The organism is Bradyrhizobium uaiense (genome assembly GCF_010811875.1).
In the GTDB taxonomy this organism is placed as follows: Bacteria; Pseudomonadota; Alphaproteobacteria; order Rhizobiales; family Xanthobacteraceae; genus Bradyrhizobium; species Bradyrhizobium uaiense.
This window is the reverse complement of sequence record NZ_VKHP01000115.1, coordinates 1-16,637: the sequence shown is the minus strand read 5'-3', so window position 1 is coordinate 16,637 and position 16,637 is coordinate 1. Positions and strand designations below refer to the sequence as shown.

At 64.0% G+C, this 16,637-nt stretch carries 10 protein-coding genes, 1 pseudogene and 1 riboswitch; of the genes and pseudogenes, 5 read left to right on the top strand and 6 right to left on the bottom strand.

Translation table 11 applies throughout. The features are described 5' to 3' along the window. The first annotated feature begins 2,578 nt into the window (after positions 1–2,578). The 3 genes from recA (at position 2,579) to FNJ47_RS25115 (ending at position 5,601) form a co-directional block, all read left to right on the top strand. Positions 2,579–3,667: a recombinase RecA gene (recA, locus tag FNJ47_RS25125; RefSeq protein ID WP_016848520.1), complete on the top strand. Its 1,089-nt coding sequence runs from the start codon at positions 2,579–2,581 to the stop codon at positions 3,665–3,667. A gap of 334 nt (positions 3,668–4,001) precedes the next feature. After that, positions 4,002–4,595, top strand: coding sequence for a hypothetical protein (locus FNJ47_RS25120; RefSeq protein ID WP_163157946.1), 594 nt, complete (start codon positions 4,002–4,004; stop codon positions 4,593–4,595). A 52-nt stretch (positions 4,596–4,647) separates the two neighbouring features. Next, the gene (locus FNJ47_RS25115) at positions 4,648–5,601 is read left to right on the top strand and encodes a hypothetical protein (protein ID WP_236000090.1); all 954 of its coding nucleotides are present in this window, start codon (positions 4,648–4,650) and stop codon (positions 5,599–5,601) included. Positions 5,602–5,610: 9 nt separating this feature from the next. Here FNJ47_RS25115 and FNJ47_RS25110 read toward each other — a convergent pair whose 3' ends face one another. The 4 genes from FNJ47_RS25110 to gcvT all read right to left on the bottom strand — a co-directional run bounded on the left by FNJ47_RS25110 (position 5,611) and on the right by gcvT (position 10,802). Next, entirely contained in the window at positions 5,611–6,042 is a 432-nt protein-coding gene (locus tag FNJ47_RS25110; RefSeq protein WP_163157943.1) for an acyl-CoA thioesterase, read from the bottom strand. Positions 6,043–6,241: 199 nt separating this feature from the next. After that, complete coding sequence (gene gcvP / locus FNJ47_RS25105; protein ID WP_163157941.1) at positions 6,242–9,115, bottom strand: aminomethyl-transferring glycine dehydrogenase; 2,874 nt, start codon at positions 9,113–9,115, stop codon at positions 6,242–6,244. Positions 9,116–9,271: 156 nt separating this feature from the next. Beyond that, positions 9,272–9,637 carry a glycine cleavage system protein GcvH gene (gene gcvH, locus FNJ47_RS25100; protein WP_074124812.1) on the bottom strand — a complete coding sequence of 122 codons (366 nt, stop codon included), beginning with the start codon at positions 9,635–9,637 and terminating at the stop codon, positions 9,272–9,274. A gap of 19 nt (positions 9,638–9,656) precedes the next feature. After that, positions 9,657–10,802, bottom strand: coding sequence for a glycine cleavage system aminomethyltransferase GcvT (gene gcvT, locus FNJ47_RS25095; RefSeq protein ID WP_163157939.1), 1,146 nt, complete (start codon positions 10,800–10,802; stop codon positions 9,657–9,659). A 141-nt stretch (positions 10,803–10,943) separates the two neighbouring features. Continuing rightward, a riboswitch (glycine riboswitch) is annotated at positions 10,944–11,036 on the bottom strand. Between the two features lie 200 nt (positions 11,037–11,236). Between gcvT and alaS the strand changes: the two genes are divergently transcribed. Continuing rightward, on the top strand, positions 11,237–13,927 hold the full coding sequence (gene alaS / locus FNJ47_RS25090) for an alanine--tRNA ligase (protein ID WP_163157937.1): 2,691 nt from the start codon (positions 11,237–11,239) through the stop codon (positions 13,925–13,927). An 11-nt stretch (positions 13,928–13,938) separates the two neighbouring features. Continuing rightward, positions 13,939–15,189: an ion transporter gene (locus FNJ47_RS25085; protein ID WP_163157968.1), complete on the top strand. Its 1,251-nt coding sequence runs from the start codon at positions 13,939–13,941 to the stop codon at positions 15,187–15,189. A 57-nt stretch (positions 15,190–15,246) separates the two neighbouring features. On the opposite strand, the gene FNJ47_RS25080 is transcribed toward FNJ47_RS25085, so the two are convergent. Next, positions 15,247–15,756, bottom strand: coding sequence for a DUF3455 domain-containing protein (locus FNJ47_RS25080; RefSeq protein WP_163157935.1), 510 nt, complete (start codon positions 15,754–15,756; stop codon positions 15,247–15,249). 37 nt (positions 15,757–15,793) lie between these two features. Continuing rightward, positions 15,794–16,594: pseudogene (locus FNJ47_RS25075) on the bottom strand (NADP-dependent isocitrate dehydrogenase); the annotation flags it as partial. Positions 16,595–16,637: the final 43 nt, after the last annotated feature.

Below are 16,637 nucleotides of genomic sequence, written 5' to 3'. Positions count from 1 at the left end.
TTTGGGCGCGGTGTCCGAATGGCTCGCTCGGCTCGGAACGCAGCTCGGGCAGGTGGCGATGGCCGTCGGAACGAACAGGATACCGCTGATGCCTCCCGCAGGTTTTGATCGCCCCACAATGGCCGACGAGCCCCAAGGCGCTTCATTGCCAAAAGGCGCTTCATTGCCAATCCGTTCGCGGAGAACATCATGCGCGCGAACTCGGTAGTCCTACTGAGAACGCACTAAGGCACGGTGACGACTAGCTTAATTTGGCTACGCGAGAGTTGGAATTGCTTACGCGGCCTCTATCGTGAACAAGTTTATACCTGCTGGTGCTGTCCTAGTTAGGACACTCGGAACTAGGAATTAGGACACTTGTCAAATCGAGGTAATCCACGAGGGTTCCCCGTCACCATGTTCCGCCTGATACAACTTGAACTGCGCTCCACCATCGGGGGAGCGCCTGTGGGGACGGCTCTGGCGCGCCTGTTTTAGCCCCGCACAGCGTCGGAGCCGTCTCATGACCGACGGGACAACCTGGCTGTCTTTCCTATTTTAATGCGGTCGATGGAGCCGGGGCGCATCCTGTTCCCATGTTCAGAACCGACCTCGACGGTGTTGAATACGGCTTCATTGCCTTGGCGACGATCTCGTTTCTTGCGCTCGTCGTGAGCATGGGCTGGCTGCTTGTCGGCTGAATGTCTTGCCTATCTCATGGATGAACTCGGCCTCAGCTTGCGCCCCCTCGCTGGGGCCGCTTCTTTGGGCACTCCCGGCGGCAATTTATTTAGATGCGATTCACACGTGTTATTTCTGGAACATCAGATCGCGGGAATCCTCCAAGCGCTGGGCAGGGCTATTTCATTACGGACGCAGACAAGCCCAGAAGGGGCCGTCTATTATCGGCAAGCGGCGGTTCGGCGTGAGAATTGGAATACAGAACGGCCCCAGCGTGATGCTCGCTGGGGCCGTTTCTTTGAAGAGGCCGCTAACTGAGGCGGCCTTACTCTTCCACTGGCGCGTCGTCCGGGCTCGGGATCAGGCGGCGCGCGCTTCTTCTCCGGAAGCAACTTGATCTGATGTGATTTGGCCGCCAGCTCGCGCAACCTGGCTCGCGCTCGCTTAGTGGTCGTGTCCAATTGATCGCCGCGCAAATCTATGAGGCGACGGGGAGATGGATGAGCCGGTCGAGTTGAAAATAGATTTGGATAAGGCCGCCCAACTGAGGCGGCCTCACGCGACCAGCCCTTGGAAATTTAAACGGCCCCAAATAGGGGGCCGGGGCCGCCAACCCGTCCCGGACGGGTTTTCCTCCAGCAGTCGGGGGGGCTACCTTTGGCTGGCTGGGGGCCAGAAATAAAGCTCCATATAAGCAGTTGGTTCCTGCTTTCCGGAACTCCGTTCACCCACGGAGAACCCCCGGTAATCCCCCTACGCTATGGACTTAGAACGAATCGGGGATGATCGAAATCTATGTGCCTAGAACACGGAATAAGCCGCTCGGTAGTCCTACTGAGAACACCAGCCGTCGCTCGGTTGAAACGGGGTTAAGTCCAAACTAGGCCACTCGAAATTTCAAAGCAGGCCACTGGGGATGGAAAGAGGCCAGCACCAGCAGGTAGGCGCTGGCCTGTTTCCGACCGCAGTGGCCTAGTTTGAAAATCGCAGTGGCCTGAATTGGTTAGCGGCCGTTCTCAGTACGACTACTGAGAGTTATCCCCACAGCATCGCTTATGGGGATCAAGATTGTCTCCTACGTGGTTCTCCGTAAGGGAGACCACGGCGGTACGACTACGGGGGGTTAAGGAAATGTTTCTAAACGTGTTGCCATGGAACTTTCGATGGCTATGATCGCGCCCGCAACATGGGGGACAGCCTCCCTCTTCAAAAGGTAAGAGCCGCCTGCTCTCGCGAGTTGGCGGCTTCCTTTTTTGGCTCCCGTTCTCGGTTCTTCCTGACCTCTGATCTGGATCAATGAATTTGATCTCAGGAGAACAAAAGGCCACCCAGTTCGGCACAAGGATTGCTAAAGATCGCTGTTGGGTTGACGCCACTAACATGGGGTCGGCCTAGGCCCGGCGCACTTTCATACCCAGCAAGAGTGAGCCGGGCCGCCTCAGTTGGCGGCCTCTTTCTGGCCGTCCGACAGTATCTCTATCCACCGCTTGTACACAGAACAAAATTTTGCGGTTGCCTCCTCTTGGGTGGAGGCGGTATCCGCGCCGTCAATTGCCTAATTTTCCCGACACTGAATCGTTCCCAGCGAGTGGCCTATTTCGCACCTGTGAGTGGCCAAAAAGGACGGCCCCAGCGGGGGGTGCTGGGGCCGCCGTACAGCCTCGCCGAGCGCGGGGGGCAACCAACGCCCGACGTGAGGTGCAAACGTCCGCCGACACTGCCCGTTCCAGTGGCCTGTTTTGGTTTGGCGAGTGGCCTATTTCGGCCAGTACCTACCTGCTCAAAAGAACATATTGCGAACATAGAACAAACGTGGTACGAGGTTCCTATCAACAACGCATTCCACCTGATCACCGCCTGATCTCTCATCGCCCGTTTGTCCCGCTAGCGAATCCCCGCCATAAGGAGCACATCCCAAATGTCCGCTACTGCACTGCGTATCGTCGAAGGATCCTCCATGGACAAGTCCAAGGCCCTCTCAGCCGCGCTCTCCCAGATCGAGCGCCAGTTCGGCAAGGGCTCGGTGATGAAGCTCGGCAAGAACGATCGTTCGATGGATGTCGAGACGGTGTCGTCGGGATCGCTCGGGCTCGATATCGCGCTCGGCGTCGGCGGCCTGCCGAAAGGACGCGTCGTCGAGATCTACGGGCCGGAATCCTCGGGCAAGACCACGCTGGCGCTGCACACTGTGGCGGAAGGCCAGAAGAAGGGCGGTATCTGCGCCTTCATCGATGCTGAACACGCGCTCGATCCGGTCTATGCGCGCAAGCTCGGCGTCAACATCGACGAGCTCCTGATCTCGCAGCCGGACACCGGCGAGCAGGCGCTGGAGATCTGCGACACGCTGGTGCGCTCCGGTGCGGTCGACGTGCTGGTGGTCGACTCGGTTGCGGCGCTGGTGCCGAAGGCCGAACTCGAAGGTGAGATGGGCGATGCGCTGCCCGGTCTGCAGGCGCGCCTGATGAGCCAGGCGCTGCGCAAGCTCACCGCCTCGATCAACAAGTCCCATACCATGGTGATCTTCATCAACCAGATCCGCATGAAGATCGGCGTGATGTATGGCTCGCCGGAGACCACCACCGGCGGTAACGCGCTGAAGTTCTATGCCTCCGTCCGTCTCGACATCCGCCGCATCGGCGCGATCAAGGAGCGCGACGAGGTCGTCGGCAACACCACCCGCGTCAAGGTGGTGAAGAACAAGCTGGCGCCGCCCTTCAAGCAGGTCGAGTTCGACATCATGTACGGCGAAGGCGTCTCCAAGATGGGCGAGATCCTCGATCTCGGCGTCAAGGCCGGCATCGTCGAGAAGTCCGGCGCCTGGTTCTCCTATGACAGCCAGCGGCTCGGCCAGGGACGCGAGAATTCCAAGGCGTTCCTGAAGGCGAACCCCGACATCACCGCGAAGATCGAAGCCGCGATCCGCCAGAACTCCGGTCTGATCTCCGAGCAGATCCTTGCCGGCACGCCGGAGCGCGACGCCGAGGGTGAGGAGCCGACGGAGGAGTAAGTCTCAAGCATGATCCGGAAAAGTGCAAAGCGGTTTTCCGAAAAGATCATGCTCAAACGATCACATCATTTCGCTGCAAGCGGGCGCTGAGGACGTTGAGTTGCCGACGTCTTCGGCGCCCGTTTGGTTTTGTGCGGCGTTCGTAAGCCTGTTGGTCCTCATCTTGCGGTGCTGACGCCGTTGCGCGTAGCCGGAGAGTATCGTGACAAGTCTGATCCTTGCGACCAGCGATCTCGCGAGCTATCGCCTGAGGCAGGCGGGCAGGGCGGATCGTCGTCGGGTTGAGGCCGCGCTTCGTTTGGGGCCAATGCCCTCATCAGCCGCGCTTACGCGCTTGCTGGCCGCACGCTCCGCAAGCCATGCAGATTTCGACACCCACTGGCTCGACTTCGCGAGTGCAAGATGGCTGGGCTCGATCGGCAATGACGTCGGTCTCGTCGAGCTGTGCGAGCGTTGCGACGGCATCGAGCTATGGGCTGATCCGCAGCCGAATGATCAGTTGGTCCTGTTCTGGTTGCTCGACGTGCTCCGGCCGCACCGGCACATCGTCTCGAAGCTCAGTCTGGTCCAGAGCGATGTCGAGATCGCCAGGTACCGGGGCGAGAGCTCGGCGAAATGGCGGTTGCCTGCACTTGCGGTGACCGATGATCGGTTGGAATTGGCCAGTCGTGCCTGGAATGCCTATCGCGCGCCGACACCGCAGCTTTGTTTCGACCTCCTGATGGAGGATCTGACTGCCATGCCGCGGCTCCGGGCAGCCGTCATTGCGCTGCTCGAAGAGCTTCCCGGGTGTGATACCGGCCTCGGCGCTGGGACACCGAGAGCCGCAGCTTGGTCGCTCCTTAAGTCTGCTCATAGGAGCGAGGCGGAAGCGCGAAAACTGTCGTCTGGCAAGTTCGAAAAAATGAATTGGCCTGACCCGAAATGAACCCATCGTGACCAGACTCATCTTCACATTCACCGATAGCGGCGCGGGTGTCTTGAAGGCCGCGCTGCTTGCCGATTGCGTGATTGGCGTCGAGCAGCGGTTTGTGTGCGGAAGATTGCCGGCATCAAGCGAGCTGGACGCCTTGCTCTCGCCGTGCACGGCTGCGCGCCGTCTGGGCGCTCACTGGCTGGACAATCTCACCGGCCGACTACTCGAGGAAGCACATCGTCAGGGTCTTGGACTGATCGAATTCTGCGAGCGCTTCGATGCCGTCGAACTATGGGTCGATCCCGATCCGAACTCGCACCTGCAATTGATCTGGCTGCTGGATTACCTGCGCCGGTACACGAACGTTACGTCCAGGCTTGCGATCCTGCAGACGGATCACATCATCGGCGCGCGACAGCCGGTTGATTTGGCCGCTTGGCAGCGGCACCTTGCGCCTGTCCGCGACCATCATCTCCAGACCGCCAGCGACGCTTGGAGCGCTTGGGGCGCATCAACCCCGGAGCTCTGGTTCAATTTGCTGGATCAGGGTCTAGGTGCGCTTCCGCAATTACGGAATTCAGTCGTCGCGCTGCTGGAAGAGCTTCCCTCGCATGGCTCCGCGCTTGGCGCGACAGAAATGCAAATGCTCGAGTTGCTGTCGGCGGCGCATGTCCATCCGTACGACTTGTTCCCGGTACAAGAGAAACCCAACGAGCGGCAGACGTTCGGCTATTGGGAGATCGGAGCCTTGCTGGATGGACTGGCTCGTTGCCCGGTACCGGCCATCGGAGGCCTCGACGAGGGGCCGTTCGATCTCGCCATGCACGAAGATCCTGACCGGCACCAACGCTACAAGCGAAGCCGGCTTGCGCTGACCGGCCTCGGCCAGGCGATCGTCGATGGCGCCGCCGACTTCAGCCAGTACAATCCGGTCCATCGCTGGTGGGGCGGCACGGAGCTGACCAATGACCGGCTATGGCGCTGGGACGTCGAGAGTCGCAGCTTGGTCGCTCCGTAAGGCGTATCCCTACGCCAGCGCCTTTTCCCGGCTCGCGATCAGCGCCCGCAAGTCTTCCGTCACGGCGACCGACTGATGGGTTGTCTGGTCGGTGGCGACCCAGATGATCTCGCCGGTCGCGCGCAGATCGTCGGAGCCCTTGGCGAAGATCGCAAGCGCAAGGTTGATCGAGGAGCGGCCGATTCGCGCGACGCGGACGCAGACCTCGATATCCTCGTCGAACCGGATCGGCGCCTTGTATTCGACGACCGATTTCACGGTGTGGAAATCGATGCCGGTCCGCGCCACCTCGCCGAGATAGTCGTAGCCGAGCGCGCGGAAATACTCGGTGATCGCCGTATCGAAGTAAGTCAGGTAGTGGGCGTTGAACACCACGGCCTGCGCGTCGACTTCGGAGTAGCGGACGCGAAACGGGAAATGAAACCAGAATTCCTCGCGCATGTTTCCTCCCGCCGCGGGCGGCGCTGTTTGTTATCGTTCGTCCCGCGATCCACTCCTGCGATCGCGATGTGCGAGCCGCGGCCTCGGCGGATCGGCGGAGACGACGAATTCTTTTCGTTGCAGCTGACGGGTTGAGCCACGGGGCTCACCCCAGATTTGGGCATCCCGGACGGTGCATGCGTCCGGGAGTTTGCGGCCGCTACTCCGCCGCCTGCGCGTAATCCTCGATCGGCGGGCACGAGCACACCAGATTGCGATCGCCGTAGACGTTGTCGACGCGGCCGACCGGGCTCCAGTATTTGTCGGACCGTGACACGCCAGCGGGGAAGCAACCCTCGGCGCGGGTATAGGCCCTGTTCCAGGCATCGTCGGCGATGTCGTGGACGGTGTGCGGCGCGTGGCGCAGCGGCGACGCCTCGACCTTCCAGCGCCCCTTCTCGATCTCCGCGATCTCGCCCCGGATCGCGATCATGGCGTCACAGAAGCGGTCGATCTCGAACTTCGATTCCGATTCCGTCGGCTCGATCATCAGCGTACCCGCCACCGGGAAGCTCATGGTCGGCGCGTGGAAACCGTAGTCGATCAGCCGCTTGGCGATGTCGTCCACGGTGACGCCGCTGGTTGTCTTCAGCGCCCTGGGATCGACGATGCATTCATGCGCGACACGTCCGCGCTCGTTGCGATACAGCACCGGGAAGTGCGGCTGCAGCTTTGCTGCGATGTAATTGGCATTGAGGATCGCAATCTCGGTGGCGCGCGTCAGGCCTTCACCGCCCATCATCAGGATGTAGATGTAGGAGATGGTCAGGATCGACGCCGAGCCGAACGGCGCGGCCGATACCGGGCCGATGGCGTGTGCTGTCGCGCCGTCGGTCGCGGGATGGCCTGGCAGATAGGGCGCAAGATGCGCCTTCACGCCGATCGGGCCCATGCCGGGGCCGCCGCCGCCATGTGGGATGCAGAAGGTCTTGTGCAGATTGAGATGGCTGACATCGGCGCCGTAGTCGCCGGGCCGCGAGAGCCCGACCTGCGCATTCATGTTGGCGCCGTCGAGATAGACCTGTCCGCCATGCGCATGCACGATGTCGCAGATCTCGCTGATATGCTCCTCGAACACGCCGTGGGTCGACGGATAGGTGATCATGACAGCGGCGAGATTGGCCGAATGCTTCTCGGCCTTGGCGCGGAGATCATTGACGTCGACGTCGCCGCGTGCGTCGCAGGCGACCACCACGACGTCCATGCCGACCATCGCGGCCGAGGCCGGATTGGTGCCGTGCGCGGAGGAGGGGATCAGGCAGACCTTGCGGTGCGGCTCGCCGCGCGCCAGGTGATAGCCCCGGATCGCCAGCAGCCCGGCATATTCGCCCTGCGCGCCGGAATTCGGCTGCAGCGACACCGCGTCATAGCCGGTGATGTCGCACAGCCACTGCTCCAGCCGCTTGAACAGCGCGTGGTAGCCCCTGGCCTGATCCGCGGGCGCGAACGGATGCAGGTTGCCGAACGCCGGCCAGGTCAGCGGGATCATCTCGGTGGTGGCGTTGAGCTTCATGGTGCAGGAGCCGAGCGGGATCATCGCGCGGTCGAGCGCGAGGTCGCGATCACTGAGCTTGCGCATGTAGCGCAAGAGCTCGGTCTCGGAACGATGGGTGTTGAACACCGGATGGGTGAGGAATGCGCTGGTGCGCCGCAGTTCCTTCGGCAGCGCCTCCCGCGCGGCCGCCTCGATCTCGGCAAAGCTGAGCTTGCCGCCGAACACGCGCCACACCGCCTCGACGGTCTCTGGCGTCGTGGTCTCGTCGAGCGCGATGCCGAGCGTGGTCGCGCCGATGCGCAGATTGATCCGCTCCGCCTGCGCGCGGGTGACGATCTCGATCTGCTTCGCGCCGGCTTCGACGGTCACGGTGTCGAAGAACGCCTCGCTGGTCGGCGCAAAGCCGAGCTTGCGCAGGCCGGCGGCGAGCACGGTGGCGCGGCGATGCAGGCCGCGTGCGATATGGGTCAGGCCCTCGGGGCCATGATAGACCGCATACATCGAGGCGATCACGGCGAGCAGCACCTGCGCGGTGCAGATGTTGGAGGTCGCCTTCTCGCGGCGGATATGCTGCTCGCGGGTCTGCAACGCGAGGCGATAGGCCGGTGCGCCGCGCGAATCCACCGAGAGGCCGACGATGCGGCCGGGCAGCGAGCGCTTCAGCGTGTCGCGTACCGCCATGTAGGCGGCGTGCGGACCGCCATAGCCCATCGGCACGCCGAACCGCTGCGCCGAGCCGACGGCGATGTCGGCGCCGAGCTCGCCGGGCGAGGTCAGGAGAGCGAGCGACAGCAGGTCGGCGGCGACGATCGCCAGCGCACCCTTGGCGCGCAGCGATGCGATCGCAGGCCGGAGGTCGCGCACCGCGCCCGTGGTCCCGGGATATTGCAAAAGCGCGCCGAGCACATCGGCCTTGTCGAGCTCGGTCAGGGGATCGCCGACGACGAGCGCCCAGCCCAACGGCGCAGCGCGCGTGCGCATCACCGCCAGCGTCTGCGGATGCACCTCCTTGTCGACGAAGAACACTTTCGCCTTGACCTGCGAGTGGCGCTCGGCGAGCGCCATCGCTTCCGCCGCTGCAGTCGCCTCGTCGAGCAGTGAGGCGTTGGCGACGTCGAGCCCGGTGAGGTCGCAGATCATGGTCTGGTAGTTGAACAGGGCTTCCAGCCGACCCTGGCTGATCTCCGGCTGATACGGCGTATAGGCCGTGTACCAGGCCGGGTTCTCCAGGATGTTGCGCTGGATCACCGCCGGCAGGATGGTGCCGGAATAACCTTGGCCGATCAGCGAGGTGAACACCTGGTTCTGCGCGGCGAGCTCGCTCATATGCGCGAGCGCCTCGGTCTCGCTCAGCGCGCGGCCGAGATCGAGCGGCGCCTTCTGGCGGATCGATGCCGGCAGGGTCTCGTTCATCAGCGCCTGCAGGCTCGCGGCGCCGACCGTTTCCAGCATCGCGTTGACGTCGCGCGGGGACGGTCCGATGTGGCGACGGACGAAATCGGTGGCGGCTTCGTTGATCGGCTTGAAGGGCGCGTTCATGACGGGGTCCTCGTTGTCAGCCGTCATACCCCGCGAAAGCGGGGTATCCAGTACGCCGGGACATCAGTGATTAAGCTGAAGGGGCGCGGCGTACTGGATCGCCCGGTCAAGCCGGGCGATGACAGTGAGTGTGTGGTCGCAATCTGCTTCATTCTCTCAGGCGGTGTGCGCGGCGTAGGCGGCCTCGTCCATCAGGCCGCCGAGCTCGCCCTTGTCTGATATCTTCAACTTGAAGAACCAGGCCTTGCCGCCGGCATCCGAATTCACCAGCGCCGGCTCGGCCGCAAGCGCCTCGTTGACCTCGATCACCTCGCCGGTGATCGGCGCGTAGACGTCGGAAGCGGCCTTGACGGATTCGACGACGGCAGCGGCCTCGGCCTTCTTCAGGCTGCGGCCGACCTTGGGCAGTTCGACGAACACGACGTCGCCGAGCTGCGATTGCGCGTAGTCGGTGATCCCGATCGTGGCGACGTCGCCCTCGATGCGGAGCCATTCGTGGTCGGACGTGTACAGCGTCGTCATGGGGTCGATCCTTCAGCGTTTAGCGTTTGTAGGTGTTAGGGACGAAGGGCGTGGCGGCGACCTTCAGCGGCAGCCGCTGACCGCGCACTTCGGCGAAAACGGTGGTGCCGACCGCGGAGAGCGCAGTCGGCAGATAGCCCATCGCAACCGGCGCATTGAGGCTCGGGCCGAAGCCGCCCGAGGTCACCTTGCCGATTGGCTCGGCCGAGGTGGCGTCAGCAAAGAGCGAGGCGCCTTCGCGCACCGGCGCACGGCCGTCCGGCCTTAAGCCGACGCGGCGGCGGGCGGCGCCATCAGTGAATTGCGCGAGGATTTTGTCGGCACCCGGGAAGCCGCCGGCGCGGGCGCCGCCGCTGCGGCGGACTTTCTGCACCGACCATTCCAGCGCGCCTTCGACCGGCGTCGTCGTGGTGTCGATATCGTGACCGTAAAGGCAGAGCCCGGCCTCGAGCCGCAGGCTGTCGCGTGCACCGAGCCCGATCGGCAGCACATCCGGGTTGTCCAGCAGCGCCGCGACCAGGGCTTCGGCCTTATCCGCGGGCACCGAAATCTCAAAACCGTCCTCGCCGGTGTAGCCGGAGCGCGAGACGAAGCAGTCGATGTCGGCGACGCGGCGCGGGCCGGCGTCCATGAATTTCATCGAACTGACATCTGGACAAAGATTGGCCAGCGCCGATTCGGCCTTCGGTCCCTGCAGCGCGATCAGCGCGCGGTCGGCCAGCGACACGATTTCGCAAGTGTCCGAGAGATTTGCGCGGAGATGCGCCTCGTCCTCTTCCTTGCAGGCAGCGTTGACCACCAGGAACAAATGATCGCCGAAATTCGCGACCATCAGGTCGTCGAGCAGACCGCCGTCATTGTTGGTGAATTGCGCGTAGCGCTGCCGTCCCGGCGCGATGCCGACGATGTCCTGCGGCACCAGTTTTTCCAGCGCCAGCGCCGCGTCAGCGACCTTGCCGGATTTGGCCTTCAGCACGAGCTGTCCCATGTGGGACACGTCGAACAGGCCGGCGTCCTTGCGGGTGTGCAGATGCTCTTTCAGCACGCCGGCCGTGTATTGCACCGGCATGTCATAGCCGGCGAACGGCACCATCTTGGCGCCGCGCGCCAGATGCAGCGCGTGCAGCGGGGTCTGTTTCAGAGGGGAGTTTTCGTGCGCACGCATCACAGGGCCCTCGCGGTTCCCGCCGGGGACCTATTTCCCCTTGAGAAACCTGCAGAAAGCCCCATCTGTCGCTGTGCCTGAGAGTATTATCCCGTCGGCGGACGCATCGGGGAGAACCCCAGCGCCTCTTTCCAGATGTCAGACGTCACGCGGTCCTTTTGCCTGAGAGTTTCCGGGGCGGTTGCTCCTTCGGCGCCGGCCCAAGACAGGGCCAGTCTCTCCCGACGTGACTACTTACAGGTAGGACCAAAACACGGCCCCGCCAAGGCTGTCAACGCACTCGGACGACTATCAACGGGCTTTGTGCTGTTGCGGCAAGCCCATGATCCGCCTGCACAGTTTCTGGACACCGCAGCTGGCAATGTCTAAAAGCGTTCGGCCGGAAAATGACGCCTTTTTGCGGCTGGCCGGCCCCTTTTTCCGATTGGATGAACATGAGCAGCGTCAACGACATCAGGTCGACATTTCTGAACTTCTTCAAGGAGAACGGCCACGAGATCGTGGCGTCGTCGCCGCTGGTCCCGCGCAACGACCCGACCCTGATGTTCACCAATGCCGGCATGGTGCAGTTCAAGAACGTCTTTACCGGCGTCGAGAAGCGCAGCTATCAGCGCGCCACGACGTCGCAGAAGTGCGTGCGCGCCGGCGGCAAGCATAACGACCTCGACAATGTCGGCTACACCGCGCGCCATCTCACCTTCTTCGAGATGCTCGGCAACTTCTCGTTCGGCGATTACTTCAAGGAGCGCGCGATCGAGCTCGCCTGGAATCTGATCACCAAGGATTTCGGGCTGAAGAAGGACAAGCTGCTCGTCACCGTCTACCACACCGACGACGAGGCGGCCGGCTACTGGAAGAAGATCGCGGGCTTCTCGGAAGACCGTATCATCCGCATCCCGACCTCGGACAATTTCTGGGCAATGGGCGATACCGGCCCGTGCGGTCCGTGCTCCGAGATCTTCATCGACCGCGGCGAGCACATCTGGGGCGGACCTCCTGGTAGCCCGGAGGAGGACGGCGACCGCTTCCTCGAATTCTGGAACCTGGTGTTCATGCAGTACGAGCAGGTGACGAAGGAGGAGCGCGTGGCGCTGCCGCGTCCCTCGATCGACACCGGCATGGGCCTGGAGCGCATGGCCTGCATCCTGCAGGGCGTCGAGAGCGTGTTCGAGACCGATCTGTTCCGTCATCTGATCGATGCGGCCTCGTCGGCGCTCGGCCACGGGCCGAACCCGCAGAACGTCGCGTCGTACCGGGTGATCGCCGACCATCTGCGTTCGTCGGCGTTCCTGATCGCCGACGGCGTGCTGCCGTCGAACGAGGGCCGCGGCTATGTGCTGCGCCGGATCATGCGCCGCGCGATGCGCCATGCGCAGCTGTTGGGCGCGAGCGAGCCGCTGATGCATCGCCTGGTCTGGGCGCTGGTCCGCGAGATGGGCCAGGCCTATCCGGACCTGGTGCGTGCGGAGAAGCTGATCGAGGAGACGCTGCAGCTCGAAGAGACCCGCTTCCGCAAGACGCTGGTGCGGGGACTATCGATCCTCGACGAGAAGAGCGCCGGCCTCAAGAAAGGCGACATGTTCGACGGCGATACAGCGTTCACGCTGTACGACACCTACGGCTTTCCGCTCGACCTCACGCAGGACGCGCTGAAGTCGCGCGGCATCAGCGTCGATCAGGCGTCGTTCACCGACGCGATGAACCGTCAGCGCGAGAAGGCGCGCGCCTCCTGGGCCGGATCGGGCGAGGCGGCGACCGAGACCATCTGGTTTCCGCTGCGCGAGAAGCTCGGTGCAACCGAATTCCTCGGCTATGAGACTGAGAGCGCGGAAGGCGTGGTCACGGCACTGCTCAAGGACGGCGCCGAGGTCGATGGCCTCAAGGCCGGCGAGAGCGGCGCGATCGTGCTGAACCAGACTCCCTTCTATGCGGAGTCCGGTGGCCAGGTCGGCGACATCGGCATCCTCACCGGCGAGGGCGTCAAATTCCGCGTCACCGACATGCAGAAGAAGGCGGGCGATCTGTTCGTGCACGTCGGCACGGTGGAGCAGGGCACGCTGAACGTCGGCACCGCCTTGCAGCTCGAGGTCGACCACGCCAGGCGTTCGTCGATCCGCGCCAACCACTCGGCGACCCATCTGTTGCATGAGGCGCTGCGCCAGGTGCTCGGCGATCATATCGCCCAGCGCGGCTCGCTGGTCGCGCCCGATCGGCTGCGCTTCGATTTCGTGCATCCGAAGCCGATCACGCCGGAAGAGCTCGCCCGGGTCGAGGACATCGCCAATGATGTTGTGCTCGAGAATGACGAAGTGACGACCCGGGTCATGGGCGTCGACGACGCCCGCGAGGCCGGCGCGCGCGCGCTGTTCGGCGAGAAATACGGCGATGAGGTTCGTGTGGTCTCGATGGGCAAGAGCGCCCGCGAGCACGGCCAGAACGCGCTCGGCTGGTCGGTCGAACTCTGCGGCGGCACCCATGTCCGCCGCACCGGCGATATCGGCCTGATTTCGGTGACCAGCGAGAGCGCGGTGGCGTCAGGCGTGCGCCGCATCGAGGCGCTGACCGGACGTCACGCGCGCAAACATGCCAACGACACGATGGCGCTGGCGAAGACCGCGGCTGCCGAGCTGCGCACCACGATCGAGGATGTCCCGGCGCGCATCACCGCCCTGATGGAAGAGCGCAAGAAGCTCGAGCGTGACCTGTCGGATGCCAGGAAGAAGCTCGCGATGGGCGGTGGCGGAGCGTCGTCGAACGGCGCAGCCTCCGGCGTCCGCGAGGTCGGCAACGTCAAGCTGCTCGCGCGTGCCGTCGAGGGCGTCGAAACCAAGGACCTGAAGAGCCTGGTCGACGACGGCAAGAAGCAGATCGGCTCGGGCGTGGTAGCGATCGTCGGCGTCACCGAGGACGGCAAGGCCGGCATCGTGGTCGGCGTCACTGCCGACCTGACCTCGCGCTTCAACGCGGTCGAGCTGGTGCGCAAGGGCTCCGAGGTGCTCGGCGGCAAGGGCGGCGGTGGTCGGCCCGACATGGCGCAGGCCGGCGGCCCCGACGGCGCCAAGGCCGACGCCGCGCTGTCGGCGATCGAGCAGGCCATGACTCAACAAGCATCGGCCGGCGCCTGACGGAGAGGCTGATCGTGGCGACGGCTCCGCTCAAGCCCACGATCGGCGATCCCGGCCTGCGCGATCGTCTCTATGAGCTGCTCGAACGCAATGACCTGCCGCATTCGGGCGGCTCGCGGTTTGCCGGGGTCATCGTCGCTATCATCGCCGTCGACGTGCTGGCGGCGATCCTGGCCTCCGTGCCCGAGATCGACGCGCAGTTCGGCCGGCTGCTGACGGCGATCGAGATCGCGGCGGTGGCCGCTTTTGCACTGGAATATGCCGCGCGGCTCTGGAGCGTGGTCGGCCATTCCCTGCGCGACGTGTCGCCGGCGCAGGCGCGGCTCGAATACGCCTTCTCGGCGCTCGGCGTGATCGACCTGCTCGCCTTCCTGCCGTCGGCGATTGCGCTTGCGATCGGTGACAAGACCGCGCTGGTGCTGTTCGGCATGCTGCCGTTCCTCAAGCTGGTGCGCTACTCGACCGCGATGCGCTCGCTGCTGGCGGCGCTGCATGCCGAGCGGCGCACGCTGTTCGGCTGCGTGGTGATCCTGACCGGCGCGGTGCTGCTGTTCGCCTCGCTGCTCTATGCCATCGAGCACAAGGTGCAGCCGGACAAGTTCGGCACCATGCCGCAGGCGATGTGGTGGGCGATCGTGACGCTCGGCACCGTCGGTTATGGCGACGTCGTCCCGGTGACACCGCTCGGGCGGATCGTCACGGTGGTCGCGATCGTGGTCGGCTTTGCGATGATCGCGCTGCCGGTCGCGATCATCTCGACCGCATTCGCCGACGAGGTCCGACGCCGCGACTTCGTCGTGACCTGGGGCATGCTGGCGCGGGTGCCGCTGTTCTCGCATCTCAACGCGGCCGATATCGCCGACATCATGCGGTTGTTGCGCTCGCAGACCATCGAGGCGGGCGAGGTGCTGGTGCGGCGCGGTGATGCGGCATCGTCGATGTATTTCATCACCGCCGGCGAGGTCGAGATCGACCTGCCGAACCAGCGGGTGCGGTTGTCTGACGGTACATTCTTCGGCGAGATCGCACTGCTCCGGCGGACCAGCCGCTCCGGCACGGTGACGGCGATGCGGAAGACCAAGCTGCTGCTGCTCGACGCGCAGGACTTCCATACCCTGATCGAGCGCATGCCGGCGCTCGCCGCGCATGTCAGGGAGACCGCCGAGGCGCGGCTCGCCGACCCGCTCACGGCCGGTGGCGACCTGGCTGTCGCCGAAATCGCCCAGGCGCCGCACGAGACCGACGGCGGCATCCGCGATTAGTTTTGACGCGTTTTCTTCACGCGAACCGGTACTCACTTCGCTCGAAAACGCTTTGGCCTAGTCTCTCCGCAGGAACACGTAATCCGCCGAGTACGCCGCGCTTTTCAGTGCGCCGACCTTGTCGCAGGAGCCGTTGAACTCGCCGCCGGAGGTGTTGATCCGCTGGACCGTGGCGACGCTCGACAGCAGGCCGTTGCCGCGGTGGGAGATCACCTCGAGCTTCAGCCAGGGAATATCCGCAGGGGTCGCGCCGGGCGCGGTGCCGGCGGTGCGCGCGGTCACGGCGCTGCCGTCGACATGCTCCCAGTTCGGGCCAGCATAGTGGCGGCCGACCGTCCGGCCGTCGGCGATCAGGGTGGCGACCGGTTCGCGGAATGACCAGGCGAGCTTGCCGTCGGTGACCGGCTTGCACTCATAGACCTGCACGCCCTCGGCGTGAACTGACAGGACCGGGATCTCGCCGGGCGCCGCGACGGCGTTGGGCAAGGGAGGCAAGGGATCGGCGGCGAGGGCCGCCGATCCGGTGAGCAGGAAGGATGCGAGCGCAACAGCTCTGACAAGGGCCATGATGAACGCTCGCTATTGCCGTTCGGAAACGGCGGCCTCAGGCCGCCATCGCCTTTCCGAGATTCTCGGCAACCTTGTCGAGGAAGCCGGTGGTCGAGAGCCAGCGCTGATCGGCGCCGACCAAGAGCGCGAGGTCCTTGGTCATGTAGCCGTCCTCGACGGTCGCGACGCAGACCTTCTCCAGGGTGGTGGCGAACTTCGCCAGTTCCGGATTGTTGTCGAGCTTGGCGCGATGGGCGAGGCCACGGGTCCAGGCGAAGATCGACGCGATCGAGTTGGTCGAGGTCTCCTTGCCCTTCTGGTGCTCGCGATAGTGACGGGTCACGGTACCGTGGGCGGCCTCGGCTTCCACGGTCTTGCCGTCCGGGGTGAGCAGCACCGAGGTCATCAGGCCGAGCGAGCCGTAGCCCTGGGCCACGGTGTCGGACTGCACGTCGCCGTCGTAGTTCTTACAGGCCCAGACATAGCCGCCGGACCACTTCAGCGCCGAGGCCACCATGTCGTCGATCAGGCGGTGCTCGTAGGTCAGGCCCTTGGCCTCGAATTCCTTCTTGAACTCGCGGTCGTAGATGTCCTGGAAGATGTCCTTGAAGCGGCCGTCATAGACCTTGAGGATGGTGTTCTTGGTCGAGAGATAGACCGGGTAGTTGCGCAGCAGGCCGTAGTTGAGCGAGGCGCGGGCGAAATCGATGATGGAGTCGTCGAGATTGTACATCTCCATCGCGACGCCGGCGCCGGGCGCCTTGAACACTTCGCGCTCGATCACGGTGCCGTCCTCGCCGACGAATTTCAGCGACAGCGTGCCCTTGCCGGGGAACTTGATGTCGGTGGCGCGGTGCTAGTCGCGTGTGCCGAGCCGCGCGAAGATGTACGGATGGGCA

Excerpts from the sequence above, each read along its gene's own strand:
- alaS (WP_163157937.1), top strand. The coding sequence starts at position 11,237 with ATGAGCAGCGTCAACGACATCAGGTCGACATTTCTGAACTTCTTCAAG.
- gcvP (WP_163157941.1), bottom strand. The coding sequence starts at position 9,115 with ATGAACGCGCCCTTCAAGCCGATCAACGAAGCCGCCACCGATTTCGTC.
- gcvT (WP_163157939.1), bottom strand. The coding sequence starts at position 10,802 with ATGCGTGCGCACGAAAACTCCCCTCTGAAACAGACCCCGCTGCACGCG.
- recA (WP_016848520.1), top strand. The coding sequence starts at position 2,579 with ATGTCCGCTACTGCACTGCGTATCGTCGAAGGATCCTCCATGGACAAG.
- FNJ47_RS25080 (WP_163157935.1), bottom strand. The coding sequence starts at position 15,756 with ATGGCCCTTGTCAGAGCTGTTGCGCTCGCATCCTTCCTGCTCACCGGA.
- gcvH (WP_074124812.1), bottom strand. The coding sequence starts at position 9,637 with ATGACGACGCTGTACACGTCCGACCACGAATGGCTCCGCATCGAGGGC.
- FNJ47_RS25110 (WP_163157943.1), bottom strand. The coding sequence starts at position 6,042 with ATGCGCGAGGAATTCTGGTTTCATTTCCCGTTTCGCGTCCGCTACTCC.